This window comes from Streptomyces sp. NTD107 (assembly GCF_059510435.1).
Genome location: NZ_JCAJZV010000011.1, coordinates 147,510 through 162,284, shown reverse-complemented (window position 1 = coordinate 162,284; position 14,775 = coordinate 147,510). Strand labels below are relative to the sequence as shown.

General features: G+C 73.4%; 13 protein-coding genes. 6 read left to right on the top strand and 7 right to left on the bottom strand.

Features of this window, described 5'->3' with window-relative positions; genetic code table 11:
* Positions 1-41 precede the first annotated feature (41 nt).
* Complete coding sequence (locus tag AC5WRL_RS21630; RefSeq protein WP_496090275.1) at positions 42-524, top strand: HIT family protein; 483 nt, start codon at positions 42-44, stop codon at positions 522-524.
* 60 nt (positions 525-584) lie between these two features.
* On the opposite strand, the gene AC5WRL_RS21625 is transcribed toward AC5WRL_RS21630, so the two are convergent.
* Positions 585-830 (bottom strand): hypothetical protein, encoded by a 246-nt coding sequence (locus AC5WRL_RS21625; protein WP_496090274.1) that lies wholly within the window; start codon positions 828-830, stop codon positions 585-587.
* A gap of 356 nt (positions 831-1,186) precedes the next feature.
* On the opposite strand from AC5WRL_RS21625, the gene AC5WRL_RS21620 reads away from it, so the two are divergent.
* On the top strand, positions 1,187-2,536 hold the full coding sequence (locus AC5WRL_RS21620) for a carboxyl transferase domain-containing protein (protein WP_496090273.1): 1,350 nt from the start codon (positions 1,187-1,189) through the stop codon (positions 2,534-2,536).
* Between the two features lie 880 nt (positions 2,537-3,416).
* Here the strand turns inward: AC5WRL_RS21620 and AC5WRL_RS21615 are convergent.
* On the bottom strand, positions 3,417-5,777 hold the full coding sequence (locus tag AC5WRL_RS21615; protein ID WP_496090272.1) for a right-handed parallel beta-helix repeat-containing protein: 2,361 nt from the start codon (positions 5,775-5,777) through the stop codon (positions 3,417-3,419).
* A gap of 134 nt (positions 5,778-5,911) precedes the next feature.
* On the opposite strand from AC5WRL_RS21615, the gene AC5WRL_RS21610 reads away from it, so the two are divergent.
* The 4 genes from AC5WRL_RS21610 (at position 5,912) to AC5WRL_RS21595 (ending at position 9,873) form a co-directional block, all read left to right on the top strand.
* Complete coding sequence (locus AC5WRL_RS21610) at positions 5,912-7,000, top strand: epoxide hydrolase family protein (protein ID WP_496090271.1); 1,089 nt, start codon at positions 5,912-5,914, stop codon at positions 6,998-7,000.
* 162 nt (positions 7,001-7,162) lie between these two features.
* Positions 7,163-7,930: a polyprenol monophosphomannose synthase gene (locus AC5WRL_RS21605; RefSeq protein ID WP_496090270.1), complete on the top strand. Its 768-nt coding sequence runs from the start codon at positions 7,163-7,165 to the stop codon at positions 7,928-7,930.
* On the top strand, positions 7,927-9,093 hold the full coding sequence (locus AC5WRL_RS21600) for a putative hexosyltransferase (protein WP_496090269.1): 1,167 nt from the start codon (positions 7,927-7,929) through the stop codon (positions 9,091-9,093). Before AC5WRL_RS21605 ends, AC5WRL_RS21600 begins: the two co-directional genes overlap by 4 nt.
* 72 nt (positions 9,094-9,165) lie before the next feature.
* Positions 9,166-9,873: a glycoside hydrolase family 11 protein gene (locus tag AC5WRL_RS21595; protein WP_496090268.1), complete on the top strand. Its 708-nt coding sequence runs from the start codon at positions 9,166-9,168 to the stop codon at positions 9,871-9,873.
* A gap of 18 nt (positions 9,874-9,891) precedes the next feature.
* Here AC5WRL_RS21595 and AC5WRL_RS21590 read toward each other — a convergent pair whose 3' ends face one another.
* The 5 genes from AC5WRL_RS21590 to AC5WRL_RS21570 are packed head-to-tail and all read right to left on the bottom strand — an operon-like array spanning position 9,892 to position 14,774.
* Positions 9,892-11,460 carry a fused MFS/spermidine synthase gene (locus tag AC5WRL_RS21590; RefSeq protein ID WP_496090267.1) on the bottom strand — a complete coding sequence of 523 codons (1,569 nt, stop codon included), beginning with the start codon at positions 11,458-11,460 and terminating at the stop codon, positions 9,892-9,894.
* 25 nt (positions 11,461-11,485) lie between these two features.
* The gene (locus AC5WRL_RS21585) at positions 11,486-11,662 is read right to left on the bottom strand and encodes a hypothetical protein (protein WP_496090266.1); all 177 of its coding nucleotides are present in this window, start codon (positions 11,660-11,662) and stop codon (positions 11,486-11,488) included.
* A gap of 36 nt (positions 11,663-11,698) precedes the next feature.
* Positions 11,699-12,406: an alpha/beta hydrolase gene (locus AC5WRL_RS21580; protein ID WP_496090265.1), complete on the bottom strand. Its 708-nt coding sequence runs from the start codon at positions 12,404-12,406 to the stop codon at positions 11,699-11,701.
* A 32-nt stretch (positions 12,407-12,438) separates the two neighbouring features.
* Positions 12,439-13,965 carry an aldehyde dehydrogenase family protein gene (locus tag AC5WRL_RS21575; protein WP_496090264.1) on the bottom strand — a complete coding sequence of 509 codons (1,527 nt, stop codon included), beginning with the start codon at positions 13,963-13,965 and terminating at the stop codon, positions 12,439-12,441.
* A complete protein-coding gene (locus AC5WRL_RS21570) occupies positions 13,962-14,774 on the bottom strand; it encodes an ABC transporter ATP-binding protein (RefSeq protein ID WP_496090263.1) in 813 nt (270 codons plus the stop codon). Before AC5WRL_RS21570 ends, AC5WRL_RS21575 begins: the two co-directional genes overlap by 4 nt.
* Position 14,775: the final 1 nt, after the last annotated feature.

Here is a 14,775-nt window from a genome sequence, read left to right as displayed (position 1 = left end):
CGGGCCGCGCCACCCGCCCCCCCGCAGCGGAGGAGCCGGCCATGGCATGGGACCCGACGACTTACGCCGAACGCGCCCGGCGCGGACCCTGCTTCATCTGCGCCTTTCTCGCCGGCGACCCCGGCTACCGGCACGAGACCGTGTACGAGGACGACGACCACATCGCCTTCCTCGACCGCTACCCCACCCTGCCCGGCAAGCTGCTCGTCGCCCCCAAGGCCCATCTCGAACACGCGGTACGGGACTTCGACGAGGCCGGCTATCTGCGGATGATGGCGGTGGTGCGGCGGGCGGCGCTCGCCGTCGAGGAGGTGCTGGCCCCGGAGCGCACCTATCTGCTGTCGCTGGGCAGCCAGCAGGGCAACTCCCACCTCCACTGGCACGTCGCCGGCCTGCCGCCCGATGTCCCCTACCAGCGGCAGCAGTTCCACGCCCTCATGGCGGAGAACGGCGTCCTCGCCCCGCCCGCCGCCGAGACCGCCGCCCTCGCCGACCGGCTGCGGGCCGTACTCGGGCACTCCTGACCGCGCGGCGAGGACGGCCGGGCGCAGGACCCCGCCCTCCCGTGGATCACCGCCGGACGGTCACCAGGTCCTCAGCTCCCAGACGCCCGGGATGCCCTCCGTACAGCTGAAGCCGATGATCTTCCCCTGCTGTGCCAGCCGGTTGCCCTGGGTCTGGCACAAGAGGTACGAGGAGTAGAAATCGCCGGCGGCGGCCTCCACGCCGGTGGGGTGCGCCGAGGCGGCACCGGCCGTGGCGACGGTGGCCCCCGAGAGCAGGACCAGGCCGACCGTGACAGCGGCTGCCCGGGACGTGAGCGTGCGCATCTGCGTCCTTTCCATCAACTGGCGGAGCGTGACGGGGCGTTCCCCCACTCCACGCACCGGCCCGGGGAAAGGTTCAGTACGCGGCCGGCGGAGACGGCCGGGCGGGCGGCCCCGCTGGGCCACTGCGTCGCCCGTGGTCTGACCTCCCGACCGCCGAGTTGTACTTCTGAGTGGCGTCGGCCGGGGCGGACCCGGCCAGGGCCGCGACCCGTGATCCGAGCGTGCGGGTCCTCGTCCTTTCGGTCATTCGGCGGGAGCCGCCCCCCGCCGTCCGAGCGCATCATGGTCCAGGTGGTGCGCTGTCCGCCGGCCCCGCCCCGCGACGACATGGGAGAACATCATGGAACGAGCCCCGCATGCGTGACCTGATCCGGACCCTGACCGATCCCGGCACCTTCACCGAACTCCCCGTCGAGCGGCGCGCCCAGCCGCTCGACGGGCCGATCGGCTGGCCCGGCTACGACGCGGTGCGCGCCCGTGCCGCCGAACGCACCGGCGAGGACGAGTCGGTGCTGGTCGGCACGGCGGAACTCGGCGGGGTACGGGTGGTGGTGCTGTCGTTCGTCTTCGGCTACCTCGGCGGCTCGCTCGGCGAACGCACCGGGGACCGGCTGGAGGCGGCGTACGCGGCGGCGCTGGCCGAACGGGTGCCGCTCGTCTCGCTGATCGCCACCGGCGGCAGCCGGATGCAGGAAGGCATGCGGGCGCTCACCCAGTTGCAGCGGGTCGCGCGCCGCTCGGCGGCGCTGCGGGGCGCCGGGCTGCCGCAGTTGGCGGTGCTGTGCGACCCGACCACCGGCGGCGGCTGGGCGGTGCTGGGCGGCGGCGCCGATGTGGTGATCGGACTGCCGGGCGCCCAGGTCGGGTTCGCCGGGTCACGCGTCAGGCCGGCCGGCGCCGACCCGGCCGCGTACACCGCCGAGAGCCAGCTGGCGACCGGCCAGATCGACGCCATCGTCGCACCGGGCGACCTGCGCGCCACGCTCACCGGCTATGTGACGGCGCTGACCCGCCCGTACGACGGCACCCCGCCGCCCCCCGCGCCGCTGACCGACACCCCACTGCCCGCCACCGGCTGGGCGGCGGTCCAGTCGGCCCGCGACCCGGGACGCCCGCGCGCCGACGCCTACCTGGACGCGTACTTCGGGTCCCGGCTGCCGCTCAGCGGCGACCGGACCGGCGGTGCCGACCCCGGGCTGCGCTGCGGCATCGGCATGCGTGACGGGCGGGCCATCGCCTATGTGGCGCAGTGCGGTACGGCCACCACGCCCGCCGGATTCCGCACCGCGAGCCGGGTGATCCGGCTCGCCGGGCGACTGGGGCTGCCGATCCTCACCCTCATCGACACCCCGGGCGCCGCCAACGACGCCGCCGCCGAACGGGCCGGGGCCGGCCCGGCCATCGCGGACGCGTTCATGGCGGTGGCCACCGCCCCCGTGCCGCTCACCTCGCTGCTGATCGGCGAGGGCGGCTCGGGCGGGGCGATGGCCCTGGCGGCGGCCGGCAACACCTGGGCCACCCCCGACAGTTACTTCTCGGTCATCGCCCCCGAACTGGCCGCCGCCATCCTGAAGTTGCCACCCGATCAAGTTCCGGCCCTGTCGGACACCCTGCACCTGCGCCCCCAGGACCTCGCGGCCCTGGGGGTGGCCCGTATCGCCGGCCCACGGGGGCGGGGGCGGGGGCGGCAGCCGGACGAACCCTGACCGACAACCGCGCGGAACCCCCGGGGCGAAGCGCCCCGTCGACGGACAACGACACACCACCGGACGCCGAGGCCGCCGCACCATGACGGCGCGGCGTCGTGCTGCGCCGTCATGGTGCGGCGCAGCCCGACGCTGACGGGGCGATGCGCCGGCGCCGGCGCTGGACGCCGACGCCTGTCCGGTCGGCCTGCGGCGGGCCCACGCCTCCCCCGGCCTGCGGCGGGACATGGCCGGGGCCCGGGGCGCATTACCTGCTGCACCCCGCGCCCCGGAAGACACCGCGCGTGCGGCGCGGGAACGGCGAGCACCGGCGCGGTCGGACACCAGACACCGACGAGGGAAACCAACGCCCGTTCGACGGGGGCCACTTGGGCACTGGCCGGAGGCCAGGTCCGGGCCCGAGACCGGGACCCGAGACCGGGACCGGGGGCCGGGGCCGGGGCCGGGGCCCGAGGCCGGGGACCGGGGCCCGAGGCCAGGGGCCGGGGGCCGGGGCCCGAGGCCAGGGGCCCGAGGCCAGGGGCCCGAGGCCAGGGGCCGGGGCCCGGGACCAGGGCCGGGGACCGGGACCCGGGACCAGGACCCGGGACCAGGGCCCGGGACCAGGACCCGGGACCAGGGCCCGGGACCAGGGCCGGGGACCGGGACCCGGGACCAGGGCCGGGGACCGGGACCCGAGGCCAGAGGCCCGAGGCCCGAGGCCCGAGGCCAGAGGCCGGGACCGAGGCCAGAGGCCCGAGGCCAGAGGCCGGGACCGAGGCCAGAGGCCGGGACCGAGGCCAGAGGCCTCGCCGTACCGGCCTCCGGCCCCCCGGGCCGGTCGGCCGACCCGCCGACCCGCCGGCCGGCCTGGCCAAGGCCCGGGCACCGCCGGCAGCCCCTACCGCCGCGAGCCGTCCAGCGCCCCGATCACCGATCGGCCCGTGCCGGCCCGGTTCAGCGGGCTGCGCTGCGTGGGACGGAGGAAGTCGCCGTGCTGCGGCGTCCCGTCCCGCCCGCGCGCGTACCGCTCCGGCAGGTCCAGCGACCGGAAGTCGGCGGCCGTCGCCACCGTCGTACCGTCCGCGTTGCCGGCCCGCTCCCCGTCCCACAGCACATTGGTGCGGTCGACGTCCCCGGAGATGAAGTCCGTCTCCGGCTCGGCGCCGCCCCGGCCGCCCGCCGTGCGGAAGGACAGATTGTCGCGGTAGACGCCCTGCTCCTCCGGGGTGACGTAGGGGTTGAAGCGGATCAGATAGTTGAACCGCTTGTTGTCGAAGGCGGTGTTGTTGGTGAGGGTCAGCCGCCCCGGATTGAAGTTGTCCGAGAAGCCGTCCATGTTGTTGTCGTACGCGATGTTCCCGCGCACCACATGGTCGACCGGCAGGCCCTCGCCGCCGAGCTTGAAACCGTTGCCGGTGTTGCCGTCCTCGTTGTAGCCGTTGGAGAGCCGGCCGTTGGCATAGGCGACGTTGTTCTCCAGGGTGATGGGCAGATTGGCGCCCTCGTTGGTGCGGTTGTACAGGTCCCAGCCGTCATCGATGTTGTGGTGCGCGATGTTCCCCCGGAACACATTGCCCGCGCCCACCCCCAGCTTGGCCGCGAAACCGTCCGCGTTGATGTCGCTGGCGTCCCGGTTGTCGTGCGACTCACAGCCGGTGATGAGATTGTGCGAGGGCCAGTACGCCGGGTCGTCGCCACTGCCGGTCATCTGAAAGCCGGTGTCGCTGTTGTAGTTGAACGTCATCGCGCTGATCGTGTTGTGACTGCCGCTCATCCGCAGCGCGTTGCTGGCCGCCCGGGTGATCCGGAACCCCTCGATCCGCCAGTGGTCGGCGTCCAGCCGCAGCACCACCGGAAGCGCGCCGCGCCCGTCGACGACGACCTGCTCGCCACGGTACGGCTTCACCGTCTTCGGCTTGTTGGGCAGCCCGCTGTAGGCGGCGCCGATGCTGAGCGAGCCGGCTGGCTCGTACGTACCGCCGTGCAGCAGCACTTGGCCGCCGGGGGCGACGAAGCGCAGCGCGGTGGCGAGGTCCACGGGACGGGCGGCGGTGCCGGGATCGGCGGCCGTGCCGGTGGGCGCGGCGTGGATGACGGCGCCGTCGCCGCGTTCACCGTACGCGCTGCGGGTGACGGTGAGTGGCTGGGTGAGCGGCGAACCGCCCCCGTCCGGGGCGAAGCCGAAGGTGAACGCGGTCCGGTCGGCGTGCAGCCGCACCGGATGCGAGAAGACCTCGCCCGCCTCGACCCGCTTCCGCGCGACCTTCTTCCCGTCGGCGTCGGTCACGGTGAGCGTCCCGCCGACCGTGGGCCGGGCCCGCAGCGTGTAGGTGCTGGTGCTGGTGTCGGGCGGGGAGAGCAGGGCGAGGGCCGGCGGTACGGGGGTGGTCTCGGTGGGCGGGCGCGGCTGGGTGTGCGCGTCGCTCAGTTCGAGGCGGGCGTTCTCGAAGGACACCTTGGCGTTACGGGCGGCGTAGAAGCCGACGTACATGTGGTCGGGGTCGATGTCCTGGACCCAGTCGGCGCCGGTGACCCGCTGTTCGAAGGTGGCGGGCTCCCCGGCATGGGTGAAGGTCGCGGACATCACGAACTCGGTGTCGGTGCGTTCCAGGCGCAGCGCGACCGGGGTTCCGGTGGGCAGCGTGTAGCGGGAGTCGGTGGTGAGGGCGGTGGCCGCGAGGGCGCTGCCCGGGTTGCCCCACGGCTCGGTGACCCCGGTGCGTCTGAGGCCGCTGATGCCCTGGCGCATCATGCCGACGCCGAAGATGTTGGAGGCGGCGGGGACTTCCTCGAAGCCGGCGACCATCGGGTCCTGGCGGGGCGCGCCGTTGACGTCGCGGACCATGATGCCCGCGCTGTCCTGCGAGTTGGGGGCGGCGCCGGTCTCGGGCCCGAACTGCTCGACGGTCATGTCGGCGGTGAGCACGAAGTTGGTGGTGTGGGCGTCGAGGGCGGTCTGATAGAAGGTCAGACCGTCGTGTCCGGGGGCGATTTTGCCGCCCCGGCTCTCGACGACGATCTTCCCGTCGATGGTGCCGGGGTGCTCGGGCGCCGCGTAGTTGGTGCCGACCTTCTCGGGCAGCACATTGGAGGCGAAGTTGAGGTCGGTGGACTGGCCGAAGGTGATGGCCTGCCAGACCTGTTCGGCGTTCGGCTCCGGTACGGGTTCCGCGGCGACCGCCGCCCCCGCACCACCGGTCAGCAACGCGACGGTCAGGCCGCCCGCGCAGCCCCGTATCCACCATGCCCGGGATCTCATGACCCATCCACTCCCTCTCGCTCGGCCGCGCACAGTCAAAGCGAGCGCGCAGGCCGGGGTCAACAGGTAGGAAGCGCTTTCTTTCCCCGACTTGAGGACAGAAAGTGTCCTCAAACCTCCCTACCGTCTCCCTCATGACGACGATCCACCCCTTCCGTATCGACATCCCGCAGGCCCACCTCGACGACCTGTCCGCCCGGCTGGCGAACACCCGCTGGCCCGCCGAACTCCCCGGCGTCGGCCGGTCCCGGGGCGTACCCCTGGCGCGGCTGAAGGAACTGGCCGAGTACTGGCGCACCGGCTTCGACTGGCGGGCGCGGGAGGCCGGGCTGAACCGGCACCCGCAGTTCCGTACCACCGTCGACGGCCAGCAGCTCCACTTCCTGCACCTCCCCTCCGCCGACCCGGACGCCACCCCGCTGCTGCTGCTGCACGGCTGGCCGGGCGGGGTGACGGACTTCCTGGACCTGATCGGCCCGCTGGCCGGCTTCCACCTGGTCATCCCCTCCCTCCCCGGCTTCGGCTTCTCCACCCCGCTGGCCGGCCCCGGCATGAACGCGGCACGGATGGCGGGCGTCCTGCTGGAGCTGATGTCCCGCCTGGGGTACGGGCGGTTCGGCGTGCACGGGTACGACACCGGTGCGTGGGTGGCCCCCGCGATCGGCAGGCAGGCCCCTGAGCGGGTGCTGGGCATCCATCTCAACGCCCTGCTGACCTTCCCGGCCGGCGAGGACGGCGAACTGGACGGCCTCACCGAGACCGAGCGGCGCCGCTGGGAGTCGATGCGGAACGTCAACGACGGCTATCTCCAGTGCAATTCCAAGCGCCCGCAGACCGTGGGGTACGCGCTGCACGACTCACCGGTGGGCCAGCTGGCGTGGATCGCGGAGAAGTTCGACGAGCTGTCCGAGCTGCCGATCGACCGCGACCGGCTGTTGACGAATGTCTCGCTGTACTGGCTGACCGGAACCGCCGGTTCGGCGGCGCAGATCTACTACGAGGAGATGTCGGCGGCCGACTGGTCGCGGGAGCCGGCCCGCGGCACCGTACCCACCGGCGTGCTGGTGTCGGCCCGTGATGTGACGATCCGCCGCTGGGCCGACCGCGACCACCACGTGGTGCACTGGCGCGAACTCGACCGAGGCGGTCACTTCCTCTCCCAGGAGGCCCCCGGCGTCCTCGCCGAGGACCTGCGCGCCTTCTTCGCGGCCCGCACCTCCTAGATCCCGCACGCCTGTCGCCGCCGGTCCCGGGCCGTCCCGGGCCGGCCGGGCGTGCGACCCGCGGGCCGGCGTCACCCGACTGCCCCGCAGCGGCAGGCATCACCCCATTCCAGGCGAGACCATACCTATGGCCTGCTCTCGGACATCCAGGGGTGTGAGCACATGGCAGCTGCGGACGGCCGGGATCGGGACGCGGAAGTCTCTGTCACCGTGGTCATGCCCACCTACAACGAGGCCGAGGGCCTGCCCGGCATCGCCGCCGAGCTGCTCGACCTGCCGCTGCCCGGACTGCGGCTGCTGGTGGTCGACGACGCCAGCCCCGACGGCACCGGCCGGATCGCCGACGAACTGACCCGGCGGCACCCCGGCCGGATCCAGGTGCTGCACCGCGCCGCCAAGGACGGTCTCGGGCGCGCGTACGCCGCCGGGATGGCCGCCGCCGTGGCCCGCGGCGCCCACTACGTACTCCAGATGGACGCCGACGGCAGCCACCCGCCCCGGCACATCCCGCAACTGCTCGGCAGCGCCCGGGCCACCGGCGCCGACCTCGTCATCGGCAGCCGCTACGTACCCGGCGGGCAGCTCACCGGCGACTGGCCCGTACACCGCCGGCTGCTGTCCCGCTGGGCCAACCGCTACGCCGGGGCCGTACTGCGCACCGGGCTGCGCGACCTCACGGCCGGCTTCGTGCTGTGGCGGGCCGGCGCCCTCACCTCACTGCGCCTGGACCACACCCGCAGCGCCGGCTACAGCTTCCAGATCGAGCTCAAGCACGCCGCCGTCCGGGCCGGCTGCTCCGCCGTCGAGGTGCCCATCCGCTTCGAGGAGCGCCGGCACGGCACCTCCAAGATGTCGGCCGCCGTGCAGCTGGAGGCCGCCCTGCTGCCCTGGCGGCTGCTGCTGCGGCGGACCGGGCCCACCGGCCCGTGACCGCCGCCGACCGCACCACCACCACCGGGCCCGCCGTCCGCCCCGCGCGCGCCCGGGCCCGTACCGCCCTGTCCGCCGCCGCCCCGGCGCTGCTCGCCTACGCGGCGGTACGCGCCGTCGGGCTGCTGATCCTGGCGATCTGGACGGCCGCCGAGGGCAAGAGCATCCACCACATGCTCGCCGAACGCTGGGACTCCCTGTGGTACGCCCGGATCGCCGGCGACGGCTACGGGCACACCGAGTACATCGGTGGCCGCGCCGAACACGACCTCGCGTTCTTCCCGCTCTTCCCCGCCCTGGAACGCCTGGTCGGCGCCGTCCTCCCCCTCCAGGCCCACGACGCCGGACTCGTCGTCGGCTGGACCGCCTCCCTCGCCGCGGCCTGGGGCATCTACGCCGTCGCCCTCCACCTGACGGACGGGCGGCGGGCCGTGGGCATCGTGCTGGTCGTGCTGTGGGCCGCCGTGCCGCCCGCGTTCGTACAGTCCATGTCGTACACCGAGACCCTGTTCACCGCGCTGGCCGCCTGGGCGCTGTACGCCGTGCTCACCGGACGCTGGTGGGCGGCCGGCGCCCTCGCGGTGGCCGCCGGGCTCACCCGGCCGTCCGGCGTCGCGGTGGCCGCCGCCGTGCTGGCGGGCGGCGCGCTCGAACTGTGGCGGCGCCGCCGGGTACGGCCCCGGGTGCTGGCCGCCATGGCGCTGGCCCCCCTCGGCTGGCTCGGCTATGTGGCGTACGTGGGGCTGCGCCGGGGCAGCCCCACCGGCTACTTCGACGTCCAGAAGGACTGGGGCAACGGCTTCGACGGCGGCGCCGGGTTCCTGCGCTTCGTCACCGAACGGCTGCGCACCGACCCCGGCCACGGCCTGCTGCTGACCGCGGTGGTGGCGGCCGTCGCCGTACTGCTGATCCAGTGCGTACGGCAGCGGCAGCCGCTGCCCGTCCTCGTGTACACCCTGGTGATCGTCGCCACCGCCCTGGTCAGCGAGAGCTACTTCTCCTCCCGCCCCCGGCTGCTGATGCCGGCCTTCGCGCTGCTGCTCCCCCTGGCCGGCTGGCTGGCCCGGCTCCCCCGCCCGGCCACCGCCGGCGTGCTGACGGCCGCCGCGCTGTCCTCGGGCGCGTACGGCACCTGGTTCCTGCTCACCCAGTCCCCGCCGTGAACGGCCGACGCGCTCGGTTGACAGCCTCCCCCGCCCCGCCAACACTGCCCGCAACCCCCACAAGGAGGAAGCATGCACGAGGACAACTCCAGCGACGCCGCGTTAGCCGCCGGCCGCCTCAGCCGCAGAGGTTTCTTCACCCGGGCCGGCGCCCTCACCCTGGCCGGCTCGGCGGCCACCCTGCTGCTGCCGGGCACCGCCCACGCGCAGACCATCACCCAGAACCAGACCGGCACGCACAATGGCTTCTACTACTCGTTCTGGACGGACGCCCAGGGCACCGTGTCCATGACCCTGGGCAACGGCGGCAACTACAGCACCTCCTGGAGCAACACCGGCAACTTCGTGTGCGGCAAGGGCTGGCCCAACGGCAGCCGCCGGAACGTCAACTACTCCGGCAGCTTCAACCCGTCCGGCAACGGCTATCTGTGTCTGTACGGCTGGACGGCCAACCCGCTCGTCGAGTACTACATCGTCGACAGCTGGGGCACCTACCGGCCCACCGGCACCTACCAGGGCACCGTGAGCAGTGACGGCGGTACGTACGACGTGTACCGCACCATGCGCTACAACGCGCCATCCGTCGAAGGCACTCGCACCTTCCCCCAGTACTGGAGCGTCCGCCAGTCCAAGCGCGTCGGCGGCACCATCACCACGGGCAACCACTTCGACGCCTGGGCCCGGTACGGCATGAACCTCGGCGCCTTCAACTACTACATGATCATGGCGACCGAGGGCTACCAGAGCAGCGGCAACTCCAACATCAACGTCAGCGGCTGAACCCCGCCCCGGCGGGCGTCACGATCCGCGCCGCGGGTGCGGCGTCAGGAGCTGGTCCACCGGGGCGAAGTCGTCCGTCAGGACCTGAGCGCCGCCGACCCACCCCGCCAGCTCGGCGCCGTCGATGGCCCGCCAGTCGGTGCCGCGTTCCGCGATGCGCTCGTTCCATGCCGTCGGGTCGAGGGCGGCGTCCGAGGCCGCCGCCACGAAGTTGCCGCCGCCCGTGCCGTCGAAGGCGGTCGGCTCGGCCGCCACCGCGACGTGATCGTACTCCGCCAGCAGCGTACGGACGGCGGCCCGGGCGAACGCCGCGTCGCCGTAGTCGATCATGTTGACGACGTAGTGGCCGCCGGGGCGCAGTACCCGCCGCGTGTCGGCGACCGCCTCCCGGGTGGTGAGGTGCCACGGCACGCTCACGCCACCGAAGGCGTCGCCGACCACCAGATCGCGCGAGCCGGTGGCGATCCGCCGCAGGCCGAGCCGGCCGTCCTCCACCCGCACCTCCAGCGTGTCGCCCGGCTCCACCCCCAGCCACGTCCGGTCGACCTCGATCACCCCCGCGTCGATCTCCGACACCACACTGGTGGAGCCGGGGCGCACCGCCTCCAGGTAGCCGGGGATGGTCAGCCCGCCCGCCCCGAGGTGGTACGCGTCCAGCGCCTCGCCCGCCGGGTAGGCGGTGTCGACGAGGGAGGCGATCGCCCGGGTGTAGGGGTACTCGATGTGTTCGGGGTCATCGAGGTCGACGTACGAGTGCCGCAGCCCGTCGAGGACCAGGGTCCGGCCGCTCTCCCGGTCCGGGTCCGGCAGGATCGCCGCGCAGTGGTAGCGGGTCTCCGCGTCGCAGCCGCTGGGGACGGCCACGCCCGCCCCGACGCTGCCGGCCACGACGACCCCCGCCACCACCACCCGCCGGGCGCGCCACCGCTCCCGTACCGAGCGCACCGAGGCGTCGACGAGCACCCCGGCCACCAGCAGGATCGCCCCGAGGGCGAGCAGGATGACGCTGACCGGGATGACGGAGATGAGGACGAAGCCGGTGAGCACCGTACCCGCGATGCCGCCCGCCGTGCCGATCCCGGACAGCCGCCCCACCACCGTGCCGGTCGCCTCCAGATCGACCAGCAGCAGCTTGGTGACCATGGGCGTCACGGCGGTGAGCAGCGCGGCCGGCAGAAACAGGCAGAACCCGCCGACCAGCAGCGCCGCCGAGCCCTCGGCCGCGCCGACCAGGCGTACGAGGGTGGGGGTCAGCGCCACGACGACCCCCGACAGCGCCAGCAGCGGGCCGAGCGCGCGGCGCGGCGGCATCATGTCGGCGGCGCGCCCGCCGGCCCAGGAGCCCAGGGCGATCGCCGACAGGGCGATGCCGATCACCATGGTGTTCATCTCCAGGGTGAGCCCGACATAGGGCGCCAGCAGCCGCAGCGCGACCAGTTCGACGACGAGCACCGCCGCCGAGGAGCCGAAGACGAGGGCGGCGCCGGTACGGGGCCCGATTTCCGGCGCCTGCACGGCTTCCGCGTCGGCGGCGTCCGCGTCGCGGGCGTCCGCGTCGCGGGGCGGCTGAGGCTGAGTCGCGGTCACGATCGGTTTCCTCTCCCAGGGTCCGTCAGGACATGTGGGTGGCGAACCAGTCGAGCATAGGCCGCGGCCTGCGCTGGAACTCCAGGTAGCCGTCCCACCTGGCCTTCGTCCCCTCGATCCACTGGAGTTGCTTCTGCGCGACGGGGATGTTGTCGAACATCGCCTGGACATCGCCGGGGTGGGTGAGCACGTCATCGCGCACTTGATAGAGGTACGTCGGGACGCTGACGTGCTTCGCTCACTCCTGCGGGCTGCGGGCGGCGAAGTCGATGCCGGTGCGCAGGACGATCCGCCGTTCCAGGTCGTCGATGCGGCCGGGGAGGCCGAGGGCCGCCAGCCGCCGCCCCATGATGGTGCGCGCGGTCACCGGCTGCGGGGCGACCAGGCAGCGCACCCCTTCGAACGCCTCGGGGAACCGACTCATCGCGGCGAACGTCGAACTGGCCCCGAGGCACCGGCTGAACAGGCCGATCGCCGCGCCGTCGGTGTCAGGGCGCTCCCGCACGTACTCGATGGCGCCGACGACGTCGCGGGCCTCGAAGATCCCGCTGGAGCTGATGCCGCCGTTGGCGGCGCCGCTGAGGCCGTGGTTGCGCAGGTCGTAGGCGAGAACGTGGTACCCGGCCCGGTGCAGGATCGCGTAGTCGGGGACGAGATCCACCTCGAACCCGTTGCCGCTCGGTGCCCAGACCGAGTGCCACGGTTCGAGATGCGTGGGCAGTCCGGACCGGGTGAAGCCCATCGGATGGTTGGCGATGACGAGCTTGTCCGAGCCGGGCGCGGGGATGAACCAGCCTTCCAGGGGCGTCCCGTCGCGCGAGGGGAAGGTGACCTCCTGGAAGTCCAGGCCGTGTTCGGCCGGCGAGTGCAGCACCGGGGAACGGGCCTGGTGGCTGAACGCGTCCGCGATCCCGTCCAGCAACCGCTCCTCGTTCTCATCGGTCATGGTGGTGGGTTCCCTTCTCCATGGGGTCACTGTCATCCCCCGGCCGACAGCCGGTCGCGCAGCGCGCCGAGGGCGGCGGCCATGGCGCCCGGCGGGCGGTCGAAGGTCGAGGTGGGTACGGCGGCGGGGCCGGTGCGTACGGTGATGGCGTGCGGGTAGCCGAACTCCAGCAGCCCCTCGTCGCCGTGCTTGCGGCCGTGGCCGCTGTCGCCGCGCCCGCCGAACGGCAGGCCGGGGATCGCCGAGAAGGCGAGGGCGTCGTTGACGCTGGTCATGCCGACCCGCAGGCGGCGGGCGATGGACTCGCCGTGCTCCCGGCTGAACACGGCGCTGCCGAGACCGTACGGGCCGGCGTTGACGCGGGTGATCGCCTCCTCGGTGTCGCGGACCCGCACGATCGACAGCACGGGGCCGAAGGTCTCCTCGGTGACGGCCGGCGCGTCGGCGGGGACGTCGACGAGGATGGTGGGCTGTACGTACCGGTCGGTGATCTCCTGCGGGCCGCCCACCAGCGCGGTCGCGCCCCGGCTGATGGCGTCCTCGATGTGGCGGCGGATCACCGCGAGCCGGCCGGGCAGCGGGACCGGCCCGATCTGGTCGCCGTCCGCGCTGCCGGCCCGTACGTGCCGGGCCCGTTCGGCGATCGCCGCGGCCAGCGCGTCGTGCACCGGGTCGGCGACATAGGCCACTTCGAGGCTGATGCAGCCCAGGCCGGCGTTCTGCAACGCCCCCCAGGTGATGTGGGCGGCGGCCAGCTCCAGATCGGCGTCCTCGGCGACGATGACGCCGTCGCTGCCGCCCAGTTCGAGCAGCACCGGGGTCAGCCTCGGCGCGCAGTCGGCGGCGACGGCCCGGCCGGACCGGACGCTCCCGGTGAAGGCGATCTTGTCCACCCCGGCGGCGACGAGGGCGCGGCCGGTGGCGGCGTACCCGATGAGGTTCTGGAAGACCCGGGGCTGGTCGGGCACCGCCCGCGCCCAGGAGCGGGCCAGCCACTGGCCCACCCCGGGGGTGAGTTCGCTCGGCTTCAGGATGACGGCGTTGCCGGCGGCCAGCGCGTGGACGACGATCGCGCCCGGTGTGCCGAGCGGGAAGTTCCACGGGCCGATGACGCCGACGACGCCGTACGGGAGCTGTTCGACCCAGGCCCGCTGGTGGGTCATCGTGGGCGGTACGGGGACCTCCCGGCGGCCGAGTACGCGTTCGGCGTGGTCGATCGCGAAGGTGAGGTGCCCGACGATGGCGAGCACTTCGGCGCGGCCGTCCTCGACGGACTTGCCGTTCTCGGCGTGGATGAGCGCCGCCAGTTCTTCCCCGCCGCGCGCGATGGCCCGGCGCCAGGCGCGCAGCCGGGTGGCGCGGCCGTCGAAGCCGAGGTCCCACCACGGTCCGGCGGCCGACGCGGCGGCGGCGACCGCGGTGGCCACTTCGCCGGGTCCGGCGACGGGGTAGCGGGCCAGTTTCTCGCCGGTGGCCTGGTCGAGGGTGACCACTTCCTCCAGCGCGTCCGTGCCCGTACCCATGCCCGTACCCATGCCCGTGTCCGTGTCCTTGTTCATCGATCACCCTCCGTCGTTCGGTCGTGGCCGGTCAGCCGCGCGGACGCACCGGGGGCCGCCCGGATCAGCCCCATCACCCGGGCCCGCAACTCGGCGAACCCGGCGAGGCTTTTGGTGGCGACCTGATCCCGCGGCCGGGGCAGATCGACCGCCACCGTCCCGACCACCACACTGGGCCGGGCGGACATGACCACGACCCGGTCGGCCAGGTAGACGGCCTCGTCGATGTCGTGGGTGACGAGCAGCATGGTGACGCCGGTGGTCTCCCGTACCCGCAGGATCAGGTCTTCCAGACCGGCCCGGGTCTGGGCGTCCACGGAGGCGAACGGCTCGTCCAGCAGCAGGATTTCCGGCTCGTACGCCAGGCCGCGGGCGATCGCCACCCGCTGCTGCATGCCACCGGACAGCTCCCAGGGGTAGCGCGCGCCGAACCCCTCCAGGCCGACGGCGCTCAGCGCCCCGGCGATCCGGGCGGCCCGCTCGGTGGCGGAGCGGTGCTTGTTCCGCAGCGGCAGCCCGATGTTGCGCTCGACCGAGAGCCAGGGCATGAGCGATCGGCTGTAGTCCTGGAAGACGGACGCCATGGCCTTCGGCGGCCCGGTGACCGGCCGGCCGTCCAGGAGCACGGTGCCCGCCGAGGGAGTGAGCAGGCCGCACAGGCATTTCAGCAGCGTCGTCTTGCCCGCGCCCGAGGGTCCGACGATGCAGACGAACTCGCCTTTCTCCACCGTCAGTGTCAGATCGCGGATGGCCTCCACGGCCTGCTCGCCGACGCCGTACGTCTTGCGCACGCTGGTGACCGACAACATG

Coding starts and splice junctions, on each gene's coding strand:
- AC5WRL_RS21610 (WP_496090271.1), top strand. CDS start 5,912: ATGACGACGATCCACCCCTTCCGTATCGACATCCCGCAGGCCCACCTC.
- AC5WRL_RS21570 (WP_496090263.1), bottom strand. CDS start 14,774: ATGTTGTCGGTCACCAGCGTGCGCAAGACGTACGGCGTCGGCGAGCAG.
- AC5WRL_RS21575 (WP_496090264.1), bottom strand. CDS start 13,965: ATGAACAAGGACACGGACACGGGCATGGGTACGGGCATGGGTACGGGC.
- AC5WRL_RS21630 (WP_496090275.1), top strand. CDS start 42: ATGGCATGGGACCCGACGACTTACGCCGAACGCGCCCGGCGCGGACCC.
- AC5WRL_RS21580 (WP_496090265.1), bottom strand. CDS start 12,406: ATGACCGATGAGAACGAGGAGCGGTTGCTGGACGGGATCGCGGACGCG.
- AC5WRL_RS21620 (WP_496090273.1), top strand. CDS start 1,187: ATGCGTGACCTGATCCGGACCCTGACCGATCCCGGCACCTTCACCGAA.
- AC5WRL_RS21625 (WP_496090274.1), bottom strand. CDS start 830: ATGCGCACGCTCACGTCCCGGGCAGCCGCTGTCACGGTCGGCCTGGTC.
- AC5WRL_RS21605 (WP_496090270.1), top strand. CDS start 7,163: ATGGCAGCTGCGGACGGCCGGGATCGGGACGCGGAAGTCTCTGTCACC.
- AC5WRL_RS21615 (WP_496090272.1), bottom strand. CDS start 5,777: ATGAGATCCCGGGCATGGTGGATACGGGGCTGCGCGGGCGGCCTGACC.
- AC5WRL_RS21595 (WP_496090268.1), top strand. CDS start 9,166: ATGCACGAGGACAACTCCAGCGACGCCGCGTTAGCCGCCGGCCGCCTC.